Origin of the sequence: Gordonia sp. HS-NH1, assembly GCF_001418765.1 — a bacterium.
Lineage (GTDB): Bacteria > Actinomycetota > Actinomycetes > Mycobacteriales > Mycobacteriaceae > Gordonia.
This window is the reverse complement of sequence record NZ_LIYC01000016.1, coordinates 14,327-35,825: the sequence shown is the minus strand read 5'-3', so window position 1 is coordinate 35,825 and position 21,499 is coordinate 14,327. Positions and strand designations below refer to the sequence as shown.

22 protein-coding genes and 1 pseudogene are annotated in these 21,499 nt (G+C 69.5%); 5 read left to right on the top strand and 18 right to left on the bottom strand.

Annotation, left to right across the window (positions count from 1 at the left end; all coding sequences use genetic code 11):
• The first annotated feature begins 24 nt into the window (after nt 1-24).
• Nucleotides 25-1,191, top strand: coding sequence for a glycogen synthase (gene glgA, locus AMD30_RS12925; RefSeq protein ID WP_197282777.1), 1,167 nt, complete (start codon nt 25-27; stop codon nt 1,189-1,191).
• Here glgA and AMD30_RS12920 read toward each other — a convergent pair.
• From AMD30_RS12920 to AMD30_RS12880, 10 genes are all read right to left on the bottom strand, one after another.
• Nucleotides 1,170-2,141, bottom strand: a complete 972-nt coding sequence (locus AMD30_RS12920) for a putative RNA methyltransferase (RefSeq protein WP_055475897.1) — start codon at nt 2,139-2,141, stop codon at nt 1,170-1,172. The genes glgA and AMD30_RS12920 overlap by 22 nt on opposite strands.
• Before the next feature lie 2 nt (nt 2,142-2,143).
• The gene (locus AMD30_RS24560) at nt 2,144-2,311 is read right to left on the bottom strand and encodes a DUF3117 domain-containing protein (protein ID WP_004019232.1); all 168 of its coding nucleotides are present in this window, start codon (nt 2,309-2,311) and stop codon (nt 2,144-2,146) included.
• Between the two features lie 105 nt (nt 2,312-2,416).
• A complete protein-coding gene (locus tag AMD30_RS12915) occupies nt 2,417-2,815 on the bottom strand; it encodes a DivIVA domain-containing protein (protein ID WP_055475940.1) in 399 nt (132 codons plus the stop codon).
• 138 nt (nt 2,816-2,953) lie between these two features.
• A complete protein-coding gene (locus tag AMD30_RS12910) occupies nt 2,954-3,982 on the bottom strand; it encodes a glucosyl-3-phosphoglycerate synthase (RefSeq protein ID WP_055475896.1) in 1,029 nt (342 codons plus the stop codon).
• Nucleotides 3,979-4,803 carry a dihydropteroate synthase gene (gene folP / locus AMD30_RS12905; protein WP_091344402.1) on the bottom strand — a complete coding sequence of 275 codons (825 nt, stop codon included), beginning with the start codon at nt 4,801-4,803 and terminating at the stop codon, nt 3,979-3,981. The genes AMD30_RS12910 and folP overlap by 4 nt, the downstream gene beginning before the upstream one ends.
• Before the next feature lie 71 nt (nt 4,804-4,874).
• The gene (locus AMD30_RS12900; RefSeq protein WP_055475894.1) at nt 4,875-6,680 is read right to left on the bottom strand and encodes a long-chain-acyl-CoA synthetase; all 1,806 of its coding nucleotides are present in this window, start codon (nt 6,678-6,680) and stop codon (nt 4,875-4,877) included.
• A gap of 55 nt (nt 6,681-6,735) precedes the next feature.
• Nucleotides 6,736-7,293: a TIGR00730 family Rossman fold protein gene (locus AMD30_RS12895; protein ID WP_055475893.1), complete on the bottom strand. Its 558-nt coding sequence runs from the start codon at nt 7,291-7,293 to the stop codon at nt 6,736-6,738.
• 43 nt (nt 7,294-7,336) lie between these two features.
• The gene (locus AMD30_RS12890; protein ID WP_055475892.1) at nt 7,337-8,128 is read right to left on the bottom strand and encodes a TIGR00730 family Rossman fold protein; all 792 of its coding nucleotides are present in this window, start codon (nt 8,126-8,128) and stop codon (nt 7,337-7,339) included.
• Between the two features lie 46 nt (nt 8,129-8,174).
• Nucleotides 8,175-9,275 carry a succinyl-diaminopimelate desuccinylase gene (gene dapE / locus AMD30_RS12885; RefSeq protein WP_055475891.1) on the bottom strand — a complete coding sequence of 367 codons (1,101 nt, stop codon included), beginning with the start codon at nt 9,273-9,275 and terminating at the stop codon, nt 8,175-8,177.
• A 4-nt stretch (nt 9,276-9,279) separates the two neighbouring features.
• A complete protein-coding gene (locus tag AMD30_RS12880; RefSeq protein WP_055475890.1) occupies nt 9,280-9,792 on the bottom strand; it encodes a DM13 domain-containing protein in 513 nt (170 codons plus the stop codon).
• 190 nt (nt 9,793-9,982) lie between these two features.
• On the opposite strand from AMD30_RS12880, the gene dapD reads away from it, so the two are divergent.
• Together dapD and AMD30_RS12870 are read left to right on the top strand one after the other, a co-directional pair.
• Entirely contained in the window at nt 9,983-10,948 is a 966-nt protein-coding gene (gene dapD / locus AMD30_RS12875; RefSeq protein ID WP_014927573.1) for a 2,3,4,5-tetrahydropyridine-2,6-dicarboxylate N-succinyltransferase, read from the top strand.
• 60 nt (nt 10,949-11,008) lie between these two features.
• Nucleotides 11,009-11,252: pseudogene (locus tag AMD30_RS12870) on the top strand (DUF3072 domain-containing protein).
• 12 nt (nt 11,253-11,264) lie between these two features.
• On the opposite strand, the gene dapC reads toward AMD30_RS12870, so the two are convergent.
• A complete protein-coding gene (dapC, locus tag AMD30_RS12865) occupies nt 11,265-12,407 on the bottom strand; it encodes a succinyldiaminopimelate transaminase (protein ID WP_014927575.1) in 1,143 nt (380 codons plus the stop codon).
• A gap of 10 nt (nt 12,408-12,417) precedes the next feature.
• Nucleotides 12,418-12,747, bottom strand: coding sequence for a ferredoxin (gene fdxA / locus AMD30_RS12860; RefSeq protein ID WP_004019217.1), 330 nt, complete (start codon nt 12,745-12,747; stop codon nt 12,418-12,420).
• Between the two features lie 438 nt (nt 12,748-13,185).
• On the opposite strand from fdxA, the gene AMD30_RS12855 reads away from it, so the two are divergent.
• Together AMD30_RS12855 and AMD30_RS12850 are read left to right on the top strand one after the other, a co-directional pair.
• Complete coding sequence (locus AMD30_RS12855; RefSeq protein ID WP_010841410.1) at nt 13,186-13,842, top strand: cysteine dioxygenase; 657 nt, start codon at nt 13,186-13,188, stop codon at nt 13,840-13,842.
• Nucleotides 13,839-14,222: a rhodanese-like domain-containing protein gene (locus AMD30_RS12850; protein WP_055475889.1), complete on the top strand. Its 384-nt coding sequence runs from the start codon at nt 13,839-13,841 to the stop codon at nt 14,220-14,222. Before AMD30_RS12855 ends, AMD30_RS12850 begins: the two co-directional genes overlap by 4 nt.
• Before the next feature lie 6 nt (nt 14,223-14,228).
• Here the strand turns inward: AMD30_RS12850 and cofG are convergent, their stop codons facing one another.
• The 6 genes from cofG to AMD30_RS12820 are packed head-to-tail and all read right to left on the bottom strand — an operon-like array spanning nt 14,229 to nt 21,491.
• Nucleotides 14,229-15,476: a 7,8-didemethyl-8-hydroxy-5-deazariboflavin synthase CofG gene (gene cofG, locus AMD30_RS12845; protein ID WP_055475888.1), complete on the bottom strand. Its 1,248-nt coding sequence runs from the start codon at nt 15,474-15,476 to the stop codon at nt 14,229-14,231.
• Entirely contained in the window at nt 15,473-16,978 is a 1,506-nt protein-coding gene (locus tag AMD30_RS12840) for a flavin-containing monooxygenase (protein WP_055475887.1), read from the bottom strand. The genes cofG and AMD30_RS12840 overlap by 4 nt, the downstream gene beginning before the upstream one ends.
• A 56-nt stretch (nt 16,979-17,034) precedes the next feature.
• Complete coding sequence (locus AMD30_RS12835; protein WP_055475886.1) at nt 17,035-18,174, bottom strand: hypothetical protein; 1,140 nt, start codon at nt 18,172-18,174, stop codon at nt 17,035-17,037.
• 60 nt (nt 18,175-18,234) lie between these two features.
• Nucleotides 18,235-18,642 (bottom strand): hypothetical protein, encoded by a 408-nt coding sequence (locus tag AMD30_RS12830; RefSeq protein WP_010841415.1) that lies wholly within the window; start codon nt 18,640-18,642, stop codon nt 18,235-18,237.
• A gap of 12 nt (nt 18,643-18,654) precedes the next feature.
• Nucleotides 18,655-19,554, bottom strand: a complete 900-nt coding sequence (gene mshB, locus AMD30_RS12825; protein ID WP_055475885.1) for an N-acetyl-1-D-myo-inositol-2-amino-2-deoxy-alpha-D-glucopyranoside deacetylase — start codon at nt 19,552-19,554, stop codon at nt 18,655-18,657.
• The gene (locus AMD30_RS12820; RefSeq protein WP_055475884.1) at nt 19,551-21,491 is read right to left on the bottom strand and encodes an ABC transporter family substrate-binding protein; all 1,941 of its coding nucleotides are present in this window, start codon (nt 21,489-21,491) and stop codon (nt 19,551-19,553) included. The genes mshB and AMD30_RS12820 overlap by 4 nt, the downstream gene beginning before the upstream one ends.
• Between the last annotated feature and the right edge of the window lie 8 nt (nt 21,492-21,499).

Below are 21,499 nucleotides of genomic sequence, written 5' to 3'. Positions count from 1 at the left end.
CGCGTTGGCACTAGCGTCGAGATCATGCGGGTGGCGATGATGACACGGGAATATCCACCTGAGGTCTACGGTGGCGCCGGGGTCCACGTCACCGAATTGGTCCGGTATCTGCGCGATCTCATCACCGTCGACGTGCACTGCATGGGCGCCGAGCGGGAGACTGCCTCGGTGTACACCCCCGACCCGGGGTTGGCCGGGGCGAATGCGGCGATCACGACGCTGTCGGCCGATCTGCGGATGGTGGTGGGTGCGTCCGGTGCCGATGTCGTGCACTCCCACACCTGGTACACCGGCCTTGCCGGGCACCTGGCGGGACAGCTCTACGACGTGCCGCACGTGCTGACCGCCCACTCGCTCGAACCGTCGCGCCCGTGGAAGGCCGAGCAACTCGGCGGCGGGTACCGGGTGTCGAGCTGGGTGGAACGCAACGCGGTGGAGTACGCCGACGCGGTGATCGCGGTGAGCTCGGGGATGCGCACCGAGATCTGTGACACCTACCCGCGTCTGGACCCTGAGCGTGTCCATGTGGTGCGCAACGGGATCGACACATCTCAATGGTTCCCGGTCGACGATCCGTTCGGACCCGACTCGACGCCGACCGCACTCGGGCTCGACCCGGATCGCCCGATCGCGGCGTTCGTCGGCCGGATCACCCGGCAGAAGGGCGTCGCACATCTGGTGGCCGCGGCGCACCGGTTCGATCCGGACATCCAGCTCGTCCTCTGTGCTGGTGCCCCCGACACGCCGGAGATCGGCGCCGAGATCGAGAGCGCGGTGGGCGAACTCTCCGCCTCGCGTCCCGGCGTCCACTGGGTGCGCGAGATGCTCCCACTCCCCCGCATCCGCGAGATCCTGACCGCGGCAACGGTCTTCGTGTGCCCATCGGTGTACGAACCGCTGGGCATCGTCAACCTCGAGGCGATGGCCTGCGGTACCGCGGTGGTGGCCTCGGCGGTCGGCGGCATTCCCGAGGTGGTGCGCGACAACGTCACCGGCCGCCTCGTGCGGTACGACCCCGTCGATCCGGCGACCTTCGAACACGATCTCGCCGACACGGTGAACGCGGTGGCCTCGGATGCGGCGGCGGCGTCGGCGATGGGGGTGGCCGGCCGCGAACGCGCCGAAGCCGAGTTCTCCTGGGCGTCGATCGCCGAACAGACGCTGGGTGTCTACGAGTCCGTACGGCGTTGAGCGGGTGAGCGTCCGCGGACGGGCCGACACGTGGTCACCACGACCGACACCGTGACCGGCACCCGACCGTCCCCGGCGAAGGCCGCGGCCCGCGAGCGGATGTCGGCCTCGTCGGAGTGAAATGCCGACGGGCCCATGGCGACCAGATCCCCCACGGTCTGCGCGTCGACGTCTGCGGAGTACCGGACAGGTGACTCGTCGACCAATTCGAAGCCCGCGTCGAGCGAGGCACGGAGGCGCTCGGATTTGGCCTCGTCGACACGCAGCATCGCCATCGGCTCGATGAGTTCGCCGAGGTGGTCGGGCCCCGGACTCACGATGATCAGTGCGCCATCAGGGGCCAGTACGCGGGCGAACTCGCTCGCGTTGCGCGGCGCGAACACCGAGAGCACCACCCCGACAGCGTCATCGACGACGGGCAGGCCGCGCCAGACGTCGGCGACGACGGCAGCGAGGGGTCGGGGTCCCCGCGCCATGGCCCGCGCGCAGTACTTCGAGAGGTCCAGGCCGATTCCGGCGGCCGAGGACCGTCCGTCACCGCCGGGCACCCCACTCGCCTCGACCGCGGTGCGAAGATAGTGTCCGCCACCGGCCCCCGCGTCGAGGATCACCGGCCGGTCGTGTCCACCCGTGACCTCGGCCGCGCGGCCGGCGACGAAATCGACCACGGGGAGCAGGAAACCGGAGTCGTGCACGCGGGCTCGGGCGGCCACCATGGCTGCGGTGTCGGCGCGCAGCGCGCCGGACCGGCCGTCGAGCAGTGAGACATAGCCCTGACGGGCGAGGTCGAAAGAATGCGCCTGCGGACAGCGCAGCGACGCGCCGTCGGCCGACAGGCGCCCGGTACACACCGGGCAGCGCAGGATCTCGAGTACCGAAGTGAGGCCATGCGCCCGGTGCGGGGTCGGTGGGTCCGCCCGGGCCTCATGGGAACTACCCTCGTGGGGCATGTTCAGCCGGTTACCCCGCGGAGTTCCTCGCCCAGCGCGGCTGCTTCGTCGGCGGTCAGCTCGACGACCAGTCGACCTCCACCTTCGATCGGAATCCGGACAACGATTCCACGCCCTTCTTTGGCCGCTTCGAGGGGGCCGTCCCCAGTACGTGGCTTCATTGCCGCCATTCTCAAGCTCCCTTCAAGGTCCCTGCTCCGAACATGATACGTGCCCGGGTCGCACACGATTGTCAGTGCGCGACACGCGCGCCGCGCGGTCTCGACGTACAGCCCCTACTGGGGGGTGCTCGGCGGGCCGGACCGCCCGGCGTCCACGCCGCCGTTCCCGGTGATACCAGCGGCGGGATCGTCCGGAGCCGCGCCCGCTTCCGCCCCGGGCACCGACTCCCGTTCGCGCAGACGCGTGATCACCGACCGCAGGTCGTCGACCTCACGCGCGAGACGTGCCAGCGCCCAGTCGACTTCGGCCTGCTTGTAACCACGCGGGGTCTGGGCGAAGCGCAACGCACGCACGTCGTCACCGGTGATGCCCACCGACGGCAACCGGGTGAGCGTGGTGTCGGGCTCGACCGGCGGCAGATCTTCTCCGCGTCCGAACACGAACCAGACGACAGCGAACACGATCGCGACGACGAGTCCCATGATCAGCAGGTACAGCAGCAGCGTCTGCATGCGTTCCATCCTGGCAGAAGCGCCCGGACGACGGCCCGGCACAGCACCGACCCGGCGACGGCCACCCGCGTCAGGGCGGGCGGCGTCGCCGGGTCGGGGCCGGGTTCATCAGGTCCGGCCCATCAGGTCCGGAGCCGCCTAGGAGGCCATCTCCTCGGCCTTGGGGGTCAGGGCGCGCACGGTGTTCATCGGCGGACGATCCTCGAGATAGACCTCGGTGGTGTGCGGCGTGAAGGAGCCGTCGGGTTCGGCGGTGAACTGGGTGAGCCCGACGCCCGAGTCCTCGATGCCGCAGCGGCGCATCAGGGTTCCGACGATCTGGCGGCTCATGACCCCCAATTCCACCAGCGGGCGGTTGCGATGGGTTCGGACCCCGAGGTTGACCTGACCGATCCCGGCCAGGCCGTACCGGTCATAGGTGTCGATGAGAAGGCCGATCTCGACCCCGTAGCCCGGCGCGAACGGCACCGACGAGAGCAACTCGCGGGTGCCGGCGTACTCGCCGCCGAGTGGCTGGAGGACCGCGGTGAGATCCGGCTTCTGGGATGCCAGGAGGGGGCGTGCCACGAGCTCGGTCACGCGTCCGCCACCGTTCGCGTCGTGCGTACCGCCCGTGCGCAGCGGGCGCCGGTAGTAGCCCTTCACGAGCTGGATCTCGGGGTTCAGCAGGAGCGGACCGAGCATCTTGGGCACGAACATCGGGTCCGGGTCGATGAGGTCGGAATCGACGAATGCGATGATGTCGCCGGTCGCCACGGCGACCGAACGCCACAGCACCTCACCCTTGCCCTTGACCGGGTCCAGCTCGGGTACCGCCTCCTCGCGGGAGATCACCTGCGCGCCGGCGGCGAGCGCGCGCTCGGCGGTGGCATCGGTGGACCCGGAGTCCAGCACGATGATCTCGTCGACCAGGGTGCCGTACAGCGGCATGATCGTGGCGATGACGTCGGCGACGGTCTCTTCCTCGTTCAGCGCGGGCAGCACCACCGAGATGGTCCGGCCGTTCTTCGCGTCGACGAGGTCGTCGATCGTCCAGTCCGGCTGCTCCCAGGTGTGGGTTGCCGACCAGCGCTGCTCGGTCCCCGGGGTCTGGGCGACCGTCGGCCACATGGCGGCCTTGTCCCGGCTGACGGTGCTGGGCTTACGTCGCTTCTGCTGCTTGGTCATGCGAGTCCCCTGACTGTTCGGGCGGGTGGTTTCGCTCCCGCGATGGCAGCGACCATGTCGACCACGCGACGAGTGGCAGCGACTTCGTGGACGCGGAAGATCCGGGCGCCTTGGGCGGCGGCCAGACTTGTCGCGGCCAGAGTCCCTTCCAATCGGTGCGCTAGGTCTGTACCCAGAGTCTCCCCTACGAAATCCTTGTTGCTCAGCGCCATCAGGACCGGCCAGCCTGTGTTAACAAGATCTTTCACACCGCGTAACAGAGCCAGCCCGTGGTGAGTGTTCTTGCCGAAATCGTGCGTCGGATCGATAACGATCGAGTCTCGACGCACCCCGGCAGCGAGCGCCCGGTCGGCCGCGGAGGTCACCTCCCGGATCACGTCGGCCACCACCGCGTCGACCGAGTCCCCGTATGCGACGCGGTGCGGCCGGGTCCGCACCCGCGCGCCACCCGTGTGCGAGCAGACGATCCCGGCCCCGCGTTCGGCGGCGACGTCGACGACGTCGGGGTCGAATCCCGCCCAGGTGTCGTTGATGAGATCCGCGCCGGCGGCGCAGGCCTGGTCGGCGACCTCGCTGCGCCAGGTGTCGACGCTGATCAGCACGTCCGGATGCCGGTCACGGATCCAGGCGATCATGCCGACGACCCGGGCGGCCTCCGTCGCGGCGTCGACCTCGCGTCCGGGTCCGGCCTTGACCCCGCCGACGTCGATGATGTCGGCGCCCTCGGCGACGACCCGGTCGACGTGCGCCTGAGCGGCGGCGTCGTCGAAGCTCGCACCTCGGTCGTAGAACGAATCAGGGGTGCGGTTGACGATCGCCATCACCAACGCGCGGTCGGTCGGCACCCGCCGCCCGCACAGCGTGTCCGACGCCGACGTCTCCGGGCCGGAACTCACCCCTTGGGCACCTTGGCGGCGGCGACGTCGTCGGGGTAATCGTCGTAGAACTCGGTGTAGCCCTTCTCCTTGCCGAGCAACACGTAGAGCCGTTCGGCCTCGGCGTCGGTGTACCCCTCCTTGCGCAGCTCGACCTTGCGGTTCTTGAAGGTCGAGGTCTGCTCGAAATCGTCGACGATCCGCACGAACAGCGGCACCGCGTACGACGGCAGCGCGTCGTAGAGATGGCGGGCGAATGCGCCCGGGTCGAGGTCGGCGCCCTCGCGCAGCTTGATCGCGATCATCCCGGCGCGACCGTCGGTGCCGGGGACCTCGACGCCGTACGCCACCGACTGCGCGACGGCCTGATAGGAGTCGACCGCCCCCTCCACCTGGGTGGTGGCGACGTTCTCGCCCTTCCAGCGGAAGGTGTCGCCGAGCCGGTCGACGAAGGCGATGTGCGCGAAGCCCTGATCGCGGACGAGGTCACCGGAGTTGAAGTAGGAGTCACCGTCCTTGAAGGCGTCGCGGATGATCTTCTTCTCGGTCTCCTCGGAGTCGGTGTAGCCGTCGACGGGCACCCGGTCACTGATCTGGGCGAGCAGCAGGCCGGTACCGCCCCGGCCGACCTTCACGAGCCGACCGTCGTCGCCGCGTTTGGGGTTCCCCTCCTCGTCGTATTCCACGATCTTGTACGGGAGCGGGCAGAAGCCGGCGGTCTTGTCGACGCTGAACGCGTTGACGAATGCGAGGTTCAGTTCGCTGGCCCCGTAGAACTCGACGACGCGGTCGACCCCGAAACGCTCGCGGAACTCGTCCCAGATGTCCGGGCGCATACCGTTGCCGACCACGGTGTGCACGGAATGCTGGCGATCCGTGGGCTTCTCGGGCTGCGCGAGGAGGTAGCGACAGAGCTCGCCGATGTAGCAGAACGCCGTCGCACGGTTGAGGATCACGTCGTCCCAGAACTTCGACGCCGAGAACGAGCGTCCGATGGCGATGCACGCACCCGAGGCGAGGACCGAGGACAGTGACACCGACAACGCGTTGTTGTGGTAGAGCGGCAGCGGCACGTACATGGTGTCGCTGTGGCGTAACCGAACGGCGAGACCGCCGATGCCGGACAGGCTCGCCAGCCACCGGTTGTGGCTCATCACGCTGGCCTTCGGCATCCCCGTGGTGCCGGAGGTGAAGATGTAGAACGCCTTGGTCGACGCGGGCAGCTGCTCGGTGACCTCGGGATCGGCTTCCGAGAGTCCCTCGGCCGCGGCGTCGAACGCGGCGAAATCGTAGACGTGTTCGGGCAGGACCGATTCCGGGATCGACTCGAAGGCCTCCGCGCACTCGGGATCGTGGATGAGGACCTTGGCCTCGAGGAGGCCGACGCTGTGCTCGAGCACCTCGCCGCGCTGGTTGTAGTTCAGCATCCCGGCGATCGCGCCGAGTTTGACGGTGGCGAGCATCAGCAGCAGGTCGGTCGTGCAGTTCTTGGAGAGCAGCGCCACCACGTCGCCCTTGCCGACGCCGTCGGCGGAAAGTGCTGCGGCGTAACGATTCACGCGGCGGTTGGCCTCGCCGTAGGTGGTCGTGCGGCCCTCGAACCGGACGAACGGCCGGTCGGGGTGCTCGGCCGCGTGCTTCTGGAAGACCGAACCGATGGTCCGTTTGGCCTCCGGTGGGCGTCGGATGAGTCCCGGCGCGTGCTTGATCATCCCGGTCGCATGTGGCGCCATCTTCACCACGCCGCGAAGGATGTCGGGGATACCGACGGTCTTCTTCACACTCTGCTGCCGACCGTCCTGCTGCTCGACCCCTTGGGACATCTGCCCTCCGCTCTCCCGCTGGCGTTTCGAGTGCCCCGCGCACTCACGCGCTACCTTACCGGCCGGTAGCAAGACCTTTCCGTGCCGTCGCCAACTCCACCGCGTCGGCGACCGACCGCGTGATGAGCAGCCGGTCGAGCGATCGTCGGGCGACGAACCCGGTTGTCGACAACTCTCGCAGCCAGTCGAGCAACGGCGCGTAGAAATCGACAGGATCGAGCAGGACGACCGGTTTGTCGTGCATCCCGAGGTAGCCCCCGGTCCAGGTCTCGAAGAGCTCCTCGAGCGTCCCGATCCCGCCGGGGAGGGTGATGAACCCGTCGGCGCGCTCGTCCATGAGGCGTTTGCGTTCGCGCATGGTCTCGGTGACCACGAGTTCGCCCGACCCGAGGTCGGCGACCTCGTGCTTCATCAGTGCGCGCGGGATGATGCCGACCGTGTGGCCACCGGCCTCGCGAGCGGCGTTGACCAGCGCTCCCATCATGGAGATGTTCCCGCCACCGGAGACGACCACATGCCCCTGCTCGGCGAGCGTCCGACCCACTTCGGCGGCGAGATCGAGGTAGGGCTGGTCGACGGGACCGGAGGCGCAATAGACGCAGACAGCACTCACCGGGCAATCGTGCCATCGTCGGCCGGGAAGGTCATATCGACCCTCAGGGTGTCGCGGCCTCGATCGCGGCGACCACGTCGTCGGGGTCGTCGACGACGGTGAGCAGGTCCAGATCCTCGGGCGAGATCATCCCACGCGCGGCGAGGACGTCGCGCATCCAGTCCAGGAGGCCGCCCCAGAAGTCGCTGCCCACCAGCACGATCGGGAACCGGACCACCTTCTTGGTCTGCACGAGGGTCAGCGCCTCGAAGAGTTCGTCGAGGGTGCCCATCCCGCCGGGGAGACAGACGAACGCCTGCGCGTACTTCACGAACATCGTCTTGCGCACGAAGAAGTAGCGGAAGTTCATGCCGAGATCGACCCACGGGTTGAGGCCCTGTTCGAAGGGCAGCTCGATGTTGAGTCCGATGGACTGCGCCCCGGCCTGATGTGCGCCCTGGTTGGCGGCTTCCATCGCACCGGGTCCGCCACCGGTGATGACCGCGTACCCGGCCTCGCCCAGCGCTCGGCCCACGCGGACACCGAGCGCGTATTCCGGCGACTCCGGATGCAGTCGCGCCGAGCCGAAGACGGTCACGGCCTCGGCGACCTCGCTCATCGCATCGAACCCGGCGACGAATTCGGACTGGATGCGCAGGACCCGCCAGGAGTCGCGCATGGTTCGTTCGGAACGACGCGTGGCGTCGCGCGGGTCGACCCATTCCAGCAGGCGGCGGTCCGTGGTCTTGCCGCGCTGGTCCCGCCGAATCCGGATCGGGCCGACGTAGCAGGTGTCGGCGTCCCCGGCCTCGTCGGCCTCGTTGACGGCTGCAGCGGGATCGGGCGTGGTCGACATGGCGGTCACGCTAGCAGCGCCGCCCGGACCGGACGGTCTCGGCAGGTCAGGACAGGTACGCGCGCAGCAGTTCGGTCACCGCGCGGATCTGCTCCACCGGCACTCGTTCGTCGACGCGGTGCGCGAGGTTGGGGTCGCCGGGACCCAGGTTCACGGCCGGGATCCCGAGCGCCGAGAACCTGGACACGTCGGTCCAGCCGTACTTCGCGCGGAAGCGCCCGCCCGCGGCGTCGACGAGCGCCGCGGCCGCCGGATGCGCCAGCCCGGGCAGGGCGCCGGCGGCGGAATCGGTGACCTCCAGCCCGAGGGTGCCGTCGGCCAGATCGGCGGCGAACACCTCGCGCACGTGATCGAGCGCCTGGTCCACCGAGCGGTCCGGCGCGAAGCGGAAGTTGACGTCGACGTGCGCGGCGTCCGGGATCACGTTGCCGGCGACGCCGCCACCGACCGCGACCGCGGACAGCCCCTCGCGGTACTCACAGCCGTCGATGTCGACCCGGCGGGCCTGATAACCCGCCAGCGTGGTCAGGACACCGCCGAGTTTGTGAATGGCGTTGTCGCCCATCCACGACCGGGCCGAATGCGCCCGGGTGCCCGTCGTCGACAGACGAACCCGCAGCGTTCCCTGGCATCCCGCCTCGATGAGCCCCGCGGTGGGCTCGCCGAGAATCGCCACGTCGCCGGCCAGCCACTCGGGGAGCTCACGCTCGATGTCGTTCAGGCCGTTGAACTCCGCCGCGATCTCCTCGCAGTCATAGAAGACGAGCGTCAGATCCGAGGCGGGCTCGGGCAGCGTCGCCGCGAGGTGGAGGAACACCGCGTCACCGGACTTCATGTCGACGGTCCCGCATCCGTGCAGGACGTCACCCTCCTCGGGATGGGTCTCACGACGGTGTGGGAGGTTGCCCGCGACCGGCACGGTGTCGAGGTGTCCGGCGAGGATGACCCGCTGGGCGAGACCGCGATCGGTGCGCGCGAGAACGCGGTTGCCGTGCCGGATGATCTCGAAACCGGTTGTCTGCGTTCGCAGGGCGGCCTCGACCGCGTCGGCGATGGCGGACTCGTTGCGCGACTCGCTCTCGATGTCGACCAGTGCGGCGGTCAGGTCGACGGGGTCGGCGGTCAGGTCGAGATCGGGAATGCTCACCCCTTCACCGTAGTGAGCCCATCTCTGCGGCGCCGAAGGAGACGCTGAACTTCACGCACCAGAGAAACACCGACGGATAGTCACCCAGGTCGACGTCGGCGGGGATCTCGTAGACCTGGTTGCCCTTGTTCCCCTTGATCATGCCGAGGTCGACGTGCGGGACCCCGGCGGCCGTGCGCCAGCCACTGAATCCCTCGACGACGTCCCCCTGCGACAGCCACACGTGGACGTCCGGGCCGGTCGTGGTGTCCAGGTTCTCGATCGCCAGGACCCGCGACCCGTCCGGTTGCTCGATGATCGAGACCGTCCCGGAGGTCGAGTGCTCGTGGCTGATCAGATCGCCCCGCGAGACCACCACCGGTCCGGCGGGAGGCGCTTGCCCCGGCGCCGACGTCGTCGGGGTGACCGCCACGGGGATCGCGTCGTCGACCTCGGTGTCGACGAAGATCAGCCACGGCTGGAAGACAGCGACGACGGCCAGCGCCGCAATGACCACGACGCCGAGCCCGCCGAGCACCCACGGCCAGCGCCGGCGTCGGCGCCGTGGTGGTGCGGGCGGCTGCGGATGACCGGTCATGGTGGCGACCCTACGAGCGGCGCACTACGCGTGACCAGGTCTTTGGGCCGAATGGATGACGACGGGTCGGCGCCGCGGCGTCGGTGGCGGGGCGTGGACGTCCGGCATCGATCACCTAGACTCACGTGTCGTGACTTCTACTGGCGCACACGCAACTGGCATCGCGACCGTGATCGACGGGGGTTCGACTCCGGGCGTCGTCCTCGACGTCTGGTTCCCCGAGCCCGAACTCGACGGTGTCGAGACCGCGGAGACGGTGACCCTCGACGAGGAGTCGACGCCGGCCCACCTCCGTGAGCTGGTGGGAGTCGACGAGGCCCGCGGGGTGAAGACCATCGCGGTCCGCACCGGGATCGCCGACATCGCCGCCGCACCCATCGACGCCTACGACGTCTACCTGCGACTGCACCTGCTGTCGCACCGGCTCATCACCCCGCACGGCGCCAACCTCGAGGGCATCTTCGGAATGCTCACCAACGTGGTGTGGACCAACCACGGCCCCTGTGCGGTCGAGAACTTCGAGTCGGTTCGGGCGAAGCTCCGCGCGCGTGGACCGGTCACCGTCTACTCGATCGACAAGTTCCCGCGCATGGTCGACTACGTCGTGCCCGGGGGCGTCCGCATCGGCGACGCCGACCGTATCCGCCTCGGTGCGCACCTCGCGGCCGGCACCACCGTGATGCACGAGGGCTTCGTCAACTTCAACGCCGGAACCCTCGGTTCGTCGATGGTGGAAGGTCGCATCTCCGCGGGTGTCGTGGTCGGCGACGGCTCCGACATCGGCGGCGGCGCATCGACGATGGGCACCCTGTCGGGTGGTGGCAAGGAGATCATCGCGCTGGGCAAGCGGTGCCTGCTCGGCGCGAACTCCGGCTGCGGCATCCCGCTGGGTGACGACTGTGTCATCGAGGCCGGTCTCTACGTCACGGCCGGCACCAAGGTCACCGGGCCCGACGGCACCCAGATCAAGGCGCGCGACCTGTCCGGACAGTCCAACCTGCTGTTCCGTCGCAACAGCCTGACCGGCGCGGTCGAAGTCGTGCCGTGGAAGGGCGACGGCATCGCCCTCAACGAGGCCCTGCACAAGAACGACTGAGTCCCTCGGAGGGATCGCCGCTCACTGGCCGGATCGGCGATCCCGACGTATGGTGGGCCCATGAGCACATCGAACAATCGTTCGACGAACGACACCGAGAACGAGGTCCTCGGCGCAGGCGCCGGAAACTCCACCGAGAAGGATCCCGACGACTGGGTGACCGGTGACGAGCCGATGACCGGGGCGCAGCGCAGCTACCTCGACACCCGCGCGGGAGGCCGGTGAGACGATCTCGGCCGACCTCACCAAGGCGGAGGCCTCCGAAGAGATCGACCGATTGCAGAAGAAGAGCGGGCGCGGCTGACCAGGCCGGGACTCAGCCGGCCAGACGAGCGACCGCCGCACCGATGCGTTCGTCGGTGGCGGTGAGCGCCATGCGCACATGGCGTTCGCCTGCCGGCCCGTAGAAATCGCCGGGGGCACAGAGGATTCCACGCGCGGCGAGCCAGTCGACGGTCTCCCGGCACGGTTCATCCCGGGTGGCCCAGAGATACAGGCCCGCCTCTGAGTGGTCGACCCGGAAGCCCGCGGCCTCGACCGCACCCTTCAGCAGACGACGGCGCGCGGCATAGCGTTCGCGCTGCTCGTCGACATGGGCGTCGTCCCGCAGCGCGGCGGTCATCGCCCCCTGGATCGGGAACGGCACGATGAGTCCGGCATGCTTGCGGACCGCGAGGAGTTCACCGATGAGCTCGGGGTCGCCGGCGAAGAAGCCCGCGCGATACGACGCCAGGTTCGAGATCTTCGACAGCGAGTGAACCGCGAGCAGCCCGGTGTGGTCGCCGTCGCAGACCCTGGGGTCGAGGATCGACAGCGGCTCGCCCTCCCAGCTCAAGCCGAGATAGCACTCGTCGGAGACGACGACGGTTCCCCGCTCGCGTGCCCACCCCACGACCTTGCGGAGATGGTCGAGGCCGAGAATCCTGCCGGTCGGATTCGACGGCGAGTTGATGAACATCAGGGCCGGGTTCATCGGTCCCAGGGCGACGGTCGAATCCGCGCGCACCGGCCGGGCACCCGCGAGCAGGGCGCTCACCTCATACGTCGGATACGCGACCTCGGGGATGACCACGTCGTCGCCGGCACCGAGCCCGAAGGTCGATGCGAGCCCGGCGATGGCCTCCTTCGTCCCGATCACCGGGAGGATGCCCGTCTCGTCGAGCGACGTGACGCCGTGCCGTCGGATCAACGATTCCGCGGCCGCTTCGCGTAACTCGCGCGTTCCGGTCGTCGTCGGATATCCGGGGAACGTCGAACTGTCGGCGAGTGCGTCGCGGATGAGGGCGGGCACCGGGTCGACGGGTGTGCCGACCGAGAGGTCGACGATGCCGTCGGCGTGAGCCTGGGCTGTCGCCTTCGCGCCGGCGATCGTGTCCCAGGGAAAGTCCGGCAGGCGTCCGCTCACACGAGTGGAGGAGACACGCAACGGTGCGGCCGCACGGGAGACGGAGCTGCTCATGCGGAGCCGGTCAGTCCTCTTCGTTCATCGGCGGGAGGCCCTTGATGAACGCCGGATCGGCATCGGTCTTGCCGACCTTGCTGGCGCCGCCCGGCGAACCGAGGTCGTCGAAGAAGTCGGCGTTCGCGCTGACGTAGGGCTCCCACTCGTCGGGAACATCATCCTCGTAGAAGATCGCCTCGACCGGGCACACCGGCTCGCACGCACCACAGTCGACGCACTCATCCGGCTGGATGTAGAGCATGCGTCCACCCTCGTAGATGCAGTCGACGGGGCATTCCTCCACGCAAGCCTTGTCCAACACGTCGACGCAAGGCTCCGCGATGATGTAGGTCACCACTCACTCCTTCGCTAGGGAAGATCCGGGTCGGCGCGACGAGAAGCGCGGTTCGGCGTCGAACAGCACTCCGGCATCGGCGCCGGTGCGGCCCGAGGGCTGGTCGAACCGCACCCCACAGTATCCGCCCCGGTGGACGCTGCGACGAAATCGGCCCCCGTCGAGAAGCACCTGGATCGCCCTTCGAGTAACGAGGATCACACTCGGGCGGTAAACCGACGTCCCGGGTTTCGCTCAGCGTGCCGCCAAACCTCGACGCCACGGCGGTCGGCGGGCAGTCTCGGGCACATGATCGTCGTCGACGAATCCGTCCTCACGGGCCACCGCCCCGTGGGCGCATGCGCTCGGGTGCCGCACCGACCCACGGCGCGGTCGATGTCGATGTGCTGTTGCTGAACCGATCGGCCACACCACATCCATCGACCCTCGCAAGGATTCGCCATGACCTCCACACTCGCCCGCACCGAATGGGCATCTCCGTCCTCGACGCCGTCCCTCTCCCCCGCCCGCCGTGCGCGGAACTCCTCGTCGCTCCGTGAGCGTCCCGTGACCGCTGCCCCGCGCGCCCTCAGCCACCTGCCGACGCGGCTTCGGCCCGCCGACCTCCTTCGCATCACCGACCAGGGCGTCGCGGACGTTCTCGACGGCCGGCACGACGCACTCCTTCCGGAGGTGTGGGACGAGCGGCACCGCTGGTCGACACGTCTGCACGCCGACGACGACGTCGACGTGTGGCTGATCAGCTGGACGCCGGGTGAGGCCACCGAACTCCACGACCACGCCGGCTCGCTCGGCGCGCTGACCGTCCTGTCGGGAAGCTTGCGCGAGTACCACTGGACGGGGGACGATCTGGCGGTGCGCATCCTCGACGCCGGCGACCAGGCCGCCTTCCCCCTCGGGTGGGTGCACGACGTCGTGCGGAACCCGGTTGCGGCCACGCCGGACTCGTCGCCGAACGAGGAGCCCGTCGCCCTGGTGACGCCCACGCTCAGCGTGCACGCGTATTCACCGCCGTTGACCGCGATGTCCTACTACGACATCTCCGAGGGCGGACACCTGCGCCGCAACCGGACCGTTCTCACCGACGAACCCGAATGACCGGGACGGGGCCGACCAAGACCATCGACGACGTCCTCGCCGAGGCACGGGCCCGTCTGGACCGCGTCGACGCCGCGGCTGTTCCCGCCGAACTCGCCGCCGGTGCCGTGCTCGTCGACATCCGGCCTGCGGCCCAGCGCGCCGAGGAGGGCGAGGCGTCGGGGGCTCTCGTGATCGAACGCAACGTCCTCGAATGGCGCTGCGACCCGCAGAGCGACGCGCGGATCGACCAAGCCGTCGACCACGACGTCCGCTGGATCATCCTGTGCTCACAGGGATACACCTCCAGCCTCGCCGCGGCGGCGCTGCAGGATCTCGGGCTCCATCGAGCGACCGACGTCATCGGCGGGTTCGAGGCCCTCGCACCCGTTCTCGACTGAGCGCCACTAGGCGACCGCGGGCCAGGGACGGGGTGCCGGTCGGGTGTCCACGGCGAGCCCGGTCACCGGGTCAGCGAGTGCGGCGACGTGATGGGTCAGAGCCGGGTCGATCCAGTCGGCACCGTTCAGGACATAGGGCGGCTGCGCGGTGATGCGTTCGGTGAGAACGAAATCGGACTCCGCGGTGCGTGCGGCCAGGGCGTCGAGGTGGGGCCACGGGCGCTCCGGATTGACATGATCGGGCGTCAACGGCGACACCCCACCCCAGTCGTCGACGCCCGACGCGATCAGTGCCGCGCATTCGGCGGGCGACACCAGATTCGGCGGCGCCTGGACCCGCATGTGCGGACCGAGGACGATCCGGGCGACCGCGACGGCGGCGAGGAACTCGGTCATCTCGGCATCGGGGGTCGAGCGCATGGCGGTGTCCGGCTTCGCGCGGAAGTTCTGCACGATCACCTCCTGGATGTGCCCGCCCCGGGCGTGCACATCGGCGATCGCCAGCAGCGATTCGGCTCGCTCGGTGAGGGATTCGCCGATCCCGACCAGGATGCCGGTGGTGAACGGAACGCGTGCGGCGCCCGCGTCGCGCAACACCTGCATGCGGACCAGGGGGTCCTTGTCGGGACTTCCGTAGTGCGCCTGGCCTTTCTCGGTGAACAGGCGGCGTGACGTCGTCTCCAGCATCATGCCCATCGACGGCGCGACCGGCCGCAGCCGGAGCAGTTCCTCGAGGCTCATCACCCCGGGATTGAGGTGCGGCAGCAGTCCCGTCTCCGACAGCACCGCAACCGCCGCGGCACGCACATAGTCCAGCGTCGAGGAGTAACCGCGTTCGGCCAGCCATTCGCCGGCCTGCGGCCACCGGCCCTCGGGCCGGTCACCGAGGGTGAAAAGAGCTTCCTTGCAACCGAGTTCGGCACCTCGTCGCGCAAGGTCGACGACCTGGTCGAGTTCCAGATAGAGGCCCTCCCCCGCGCGTGCGAGCTTCCCGGGGACCGTCACGAAGGTGCAGTAATGGCAGCGGTCGCGGCACAGCCGGGTCAGCGGGATGAACACCTTGCGGGAGTAGGTGATCTGACGCGGCCTGCCGGCCGCCTCGAGTCCTTCGTCGCGGATCGCCCCGGCGATGGACTGGAGTTCGGCGAGGTCGTCTCCCGAACAGGCCAGGAGCGCCTCGGCCTCGACGAGACCGATCGGCGCCCGGTCGCGGGCGGCGGCCAGCGCCGCACCAATGGTGGTCTGGTCGGTCATTCCTCCCCCTCCTCGGGTGTTCCGGTGCGGGTGTCGCCGGGACCTGGTTCATACGGCTGGGGGTCGAAGGTGCCGTTGCGCTCCCGGAACGAGGCCGCGGTGCCCGGCCAGAGCAGGGTCAGGCGACCACTGTCGGGGTCGACATACCAACTGTCACAACCGGTCAGCCACACCGTCGACTCGCTGCGCGCGTCGATCTCGCGCGTGTACGCGTCCTCCGCCGCAGGCGAGACCGCCAGGGTCGCGACCCCGTTGTCGGCCATGTACTCCAATGCACCGACGACGTAGTCGAGTTGCGTCTCGATCATGTAGATCGCCGAGTTGTGTCCGAGTGCGGCGTTCGGCCCGTCGAGGACGAACATGTTGGGAAATCCGCTGACGACGGTCGAGGCGTAGGAGGTCATACCCGCGGACCAGTGCTCCGACAACCGCCGGCCGGCCCGTCCCGTGATGCGCGACGCCGCGGGGGGCCGCGCGGACTCGAAACCGGTTGCCATCACCAGCACGTCGAGGTCGTAGGTGTGACCGCTGTGCGCAGTGGCCTTGGACTCGGTGACCGACGCCAGTGCACTCGGCTCAAACACCACGTTGGACCGCTGCAGCGCCGGGTAGAAGTCATCGCTGAGAAGTATTCTCTTGCAACCGATCTCGTAGTCCGGGGTCAGCTGTTCACGGAGGTCGGCGTCGGCCACCTGCCCGTGCAGGTGGTCACGGGCCCGCGCCCGGATCTCGTCGATGTCGGGATGCAGCCCGAGCCGCTGCCGGAATGCCACGTCGGCCTCGGCGAGGAGTCGGTCGCGCACTTCGGAGGCGACGACGGGATCGAGCATCGCGGCGCGCTCGTCGTCGGTGTAGCTCCGGTCCGCCCGCGGCACGACATATGGTGCGGTGCGGCAGAAGACGACGAGCTCCTCGGCGACGTCGGCGAGGTGCGGGACCAGCTGGACCGCAGACGCGCCGGTCCCGACGACCCCGACCCGCTTCCCCGCCACGGCGACCTCGTCGTGCCAGTCGGCCGTGTGGACGACCTGCCCCGGGAAGGTGTCGAGTCCGTCGATGTCGGGGATGCGCGCCTCCGACAGCCGCCCCACGGCCAGGACCAGCGTGCGGGCACAGAACGTGGCGGACCTTCCGTCCGGCGCTGCCGCGGTGATCACCCAGTGCGCGGCCCGCTCATCCCAGACCGCTTCGCGCAGTTCTCGATTGAGTTCGATGTGATCGGCCAGCCGTTCGTCGACGACGATCTGCTCGAGGTAGCCGCGGATCTCGGCACCGCGCGGGAACCGCGTCGACCAGTCTGCGGGTGGCCGGAACGAGAACGAGTACAGATGTGCCGGGATGTCGCAGGCGATACCGGGATATGTGTTGTCGCGCCACGTGCCCCCCACTCCGTCGGCCCGTTCGAGCACGACGAACGATTCCCGCCCGCGACGCGCGAGTTGCGTTGCCATCCCGAGGCCGGCGAAGCCCGCGCCGATGATGACGACATCGACGTCGTCCATGGTCAGCGGGGGCTGCCGCGTTGCGGTCGACGACCCGACCGCGGAGGGTGTCCCACTCACGCGGACACCTGGGGCAGCGGGAGTTGCCGATCGGATCCGGGCTCCTCGTAGCGGGTGGTGCGCTGACGCGGTGTGCGTCCGGCGCGCGCCGCGATGTCGACGACGGCGGCGGCGTCGAGCACGCGACCCGCTTCCGGTCCGGCGGCCGGCATCAGGGCGCCGTCGAGCAGCAGACCACCCAGATCGTCCGCCCCGCCGCGCAACACCAGATCGACGGTGGCGGCCGGGAGTTTCGTCCAGGCCACCTGGAGATGATCGATGAGGCCCGCGGACATGAGCCGGGCGACGGCATGCAACGCGCGGGTCTCCCGTTCCGACGCCGTCCGCGAGGCGGACCCGGCGAGGTGCGGAGGCACGTTCTCGGGCAGCAGCGGCATCAGGATCAGCTCGCTGAAACCGCCCGTGCGACGCTGGATCTCGAGAAGCAACCGCAGATGTGCGATCTGGTGCGCGGGCGTCTCCACGTGTCCGTAGAGCATCGTCGCGGTGGAGAAGAGGCCCACGCGATGGGCTGTCTCGATGACGTCGACCCAGCTGCCGACCGGTGGGGCCGAGCCGGAGGGTGACAGCGTCGCCCGGACGGTGTCGTCGAGGATCTGGGCGGCGGTCCCCGGCACCGATCCCAGGCCCGCCGACCGCAACCGCCCGAGATGTTCGGCGACGGACACCCCGGCACGCTCGGCGCCGTCGACGATCTCCGGGGCCCGGTAGGCGTGCAGGTGCAGCCCGTCGGCGGCACCGGTGATCTCCTCGACGAGCCGGACGTACCCGTCGGCCGGCAACTCGGCGGGCAGTGGACCCTGCATGCAGATCTCGGTCGCACCGAGCCCGACCGCCTCGGCCACCAGCTCGTCCAACCCCGGGTCGTCGGGGCCGAGACGACTGACGACGCCGGTGTCGAAGTTGCGGTTGACCACGAAGGTCAGCGCATCCGGGTCGGTGACGCGACGGCGCACGGAGTCGGCGAGGTCGCACAGTTCGTCGAGGTGCGCGCCGCAAGCGCCGAGCAGCGCGACCCAGCCGTCATCGTCGAGGGCGTCGGCCCCGAGTGTCGGGTCGTCACGAACACGGCTCAATGCGGCCGTGACGCGCTCGTTCGGGGCCAGGATGTCTTCGGCCCACGCGCGCAGAAGCATGTCTCTCACTCTAACGCCGCCCGCCGCAGTGCAGCGCAGAGCGCCCCCGCGCAGGTGCGGTCAGTCGGGCTCGGGCAGCCGACCGGTCCAGGCCAGCGCGGCGCACGGCCCGACCCCGAGGACGAGGAGCAGCAATGTCTGCACCAGGTAGCCGCCGCTGATCGAGAGCACGACATCACCGCCCGGACCGGGGAGTCCGCCGGCGATGACGACCACGAGTCCCCACGCGGCGAGGGGGCCGTACCGCCACGGGGTGGCGGTGAAGGCGGCCGCGAGCCAGAGCAGGACCGCGTTGACCACCCCGGCGACGAGGGCGGCGACGGGCAGAGCGACGCCACCGAAACGCTGGTAGGTGAACGCGACGCCGAGCAGTCCGATGGCGAACCCGTCGACGATCAGGAATCCGAGGAGGACCCGGTCGAGGACGGACCCCGGCGCGGGGCGAGTGGAACGTGTCATCGGCTTCATCGATCCCGGGTCTCAGTCGATCCCGGCGAACAGGTCCGACTCACGTGCGCCCGGGTCGTCCGGGGCACCGAGCGACTCGTGGCGTTCCGGTTCGGTGAGGATGTAGTGCTCCGCGCTCGCGATCGGCTGCAGGATGTTGTTCGACAGCGCGTATTCGGTACCCGACGCGGCGACGGTCACCTGGGTGGCATGGGCGGCCAGGGCGGCAACCTTGCGGTCGAGGTACGCACTGATGTCGATCTCGGTGGTGATGTCGGCATCGGGGTAGCTCGGCAACTCCCCCGCACGGGGCATCCGCCAGTCGTCGGGCACCGTGACGGCCCGGGCCAGACCGGACTCGAGGGCGCTGCGTTCGGTCACCGACTCATAGACCTTCACGGGGCCCCGGCCCAATTCGCGGGCGCGGGCGACCGCGGCCGCGGTGACCTCGTGCACGAGCTTGTGGTCGGGATGTCCGTACGTCCCCGAGGCGTCGTAGCTGACGACCACCTGGGGTGCGAACTCGGTGAGCACATCGACCAGCGCGCGGACCGGTTCGTCGAACGGTGCCCGCACGAGTGCGCGCGGGTGGTTCGCGGACGGCGCGCCGGCCATTCCGGAATCCCGCCAGCGTCCGGCGCCGCCGAGGAATCGCGGCCGCAGCGGGGCCCGGCCGTCGGGAGTGAGCTCGGCCAGGGCCCGTGTCAGTTCGAGGACCCGGAAACCACCGAGTTGGTCGGCACCTCCGTCGGCGACCAGTTGCGCCCACTCGTCACCGATGACCTCGCCCTCCTCGCCCAGCGTGAAGGTCAGGACCCGCACGTCGACGCCCTCCGCGAGATACCGGGCGATGGTGCCGCCGGTCATGATCGTCTCGTCGTCGGGATGCGCGTGGACGAGCAGCAATCGGCGACCGTCCGAGGTACCGGTCACGACAGCTCCCAGTCCACCGCGGTCCCGAAGATCGAGACCTGGATGGGTCCGGTGAGCGGGACGTCGCGCACGGCGGACGTGGTTCCGACGACCATCGAGTCCTGGTACAGCGGCAGATAGACGGCCTGGGCGGCCAGCAGCGGTTCGGCCTCGTTCAGCGTCGGGACCGGGTCGTCCTCGGAGAGCGCGGTCCGTGCGAGCTCGATCAGACGGGGGTCGCACAGTCCGGAGATGTTGCTGGCGTAGCTGTCCCCGGGATCGCCGCCGCTCGGCGCGATGCTGGTGGGGGTCGGCGGCGTCGCGGGCGACGGTTCGGTGCCGGGTTTGGGCTGGTTGCAGTCGACCTGCGAGGCGAGCGATGCCGCCGGCGGCACGCCGAGCCCCGACCACCCGACCACCAGGTCGACGCGCTTGTTGGTGAGGGCCGAACCGTACAGCTCACTGTTGGGGAGTGTGACGACCTGCGCGCGCACCCCCGCGCCGCGGAGCTGGTCGACGATGCTCGACGCGGCCGACGTGGTCCGTGGATCGCCGGCGACCGCGCCGACACGCACGATGAGGTCCTGACCGTCTCGCTGGAACGGCAGGATGCCCTCGGGCAGCTCCGGCACCTCGGCCAGCCCCTCGATCGGGGCCTCGCCCGAACCCGGGACCGGGGATGAACCGGACGGGGACGGGGAGGGGGACGAGGACTGCGACTCGGACGACGGCGCGGGCACCGGGGACGCGGAGCCGACCGGTTCCGGCGCGGCGCGACGATAACCGGCGCCGGCCAGCAGGGCGTCGATCTCGGCCGGTCCGGCACGCGGTCGGTCCACCGGCGAATAACCGGGGTCCGACGGCGCGAAGACCGTGTTGGCGTACGGCTCGACGACCCAGTCCCCGGCACCGGCGAAGGTCGTCAGCCGCGGGTCGATCAGCCCGAGGATCGCGCGCCGGACCTCGACCGAGCTCATCGCATCGGTCCGGGCGTTCACGCTGACGCCCAGCGACCGCGCTGTCAGGCTGCGCGCGGTCTCCAGACCGGGCAGGGCGGTCAGTTCGGCGTCGGTGGCCGGCGAGGCACCCAGGGCCACGACGGCCGAATCGCCGGAGCGCACGGAGTCGAGCATCTGGGCCTCGGTGCCCGCGCGACGCAGCACGATCTGATCCAGCCGCGGCGGTGTCACCCAGTAGCGATCGTTGCGGGCGAGCCGGACCTCGTCCCGGGTCTTGTCGATGCCCACGATCGCGTAGGGACCGGCCGACACCGGCTTGCCGGTGTCCATCCCGGTCTGGAAACCCGCGGGCGCACCCTTCAGCACGTGGCTCGGCAGCAGCCCGGTGAAGAGCTCTCGCCAGGCCGGATACGGCCGCTCGAACCGCACCTCGACGACCTTGCCGCCCTCGCTGGACTGCACCGAATCGATGAGTCGGTAACCGGCCGGAGCCACAACATTGGGTTGCCGCGACATCTGCTGCCACAAGAAGTTGAAGTCATCACCGGTCACCGGGAGGCCGTCGGACCATTGGGCGTCGGTGTGGATGCGGTAGGTGACCGTGAACGGCGCCCGCGACGTGACCTCCGCGGAGGTCACGAACGAACGCTGGAGTTCCCACACCGTCCCGCGCGGTGTCTGGACCGGGGCGAAGGCACTGGGCAGCGTCATCGCCGCGACCGCCGTGGTCACCGGGTTCTGGTCCGCGGCGATGTGCGGATTGAACCCCGAGCCGACCGAGTCGGTGGCGATGTAGATCGTCTTCTCCACCGGGTACTCGGTAGGGGTGGGCGGCGGTCCCGTGTCGCGGACCGGGGGCGGCGGATCGGACATGCACGCCGTCAGCACGACGAGCAGGGCGACACCGCACGAGAGCACACCGAGGATCCGGCCACGGACCCGGTTCGCGGCCTCGCGGCCAGGACGTGGTCTCGCGCGATTCACCTCGGATACCCCCATGACAAAGA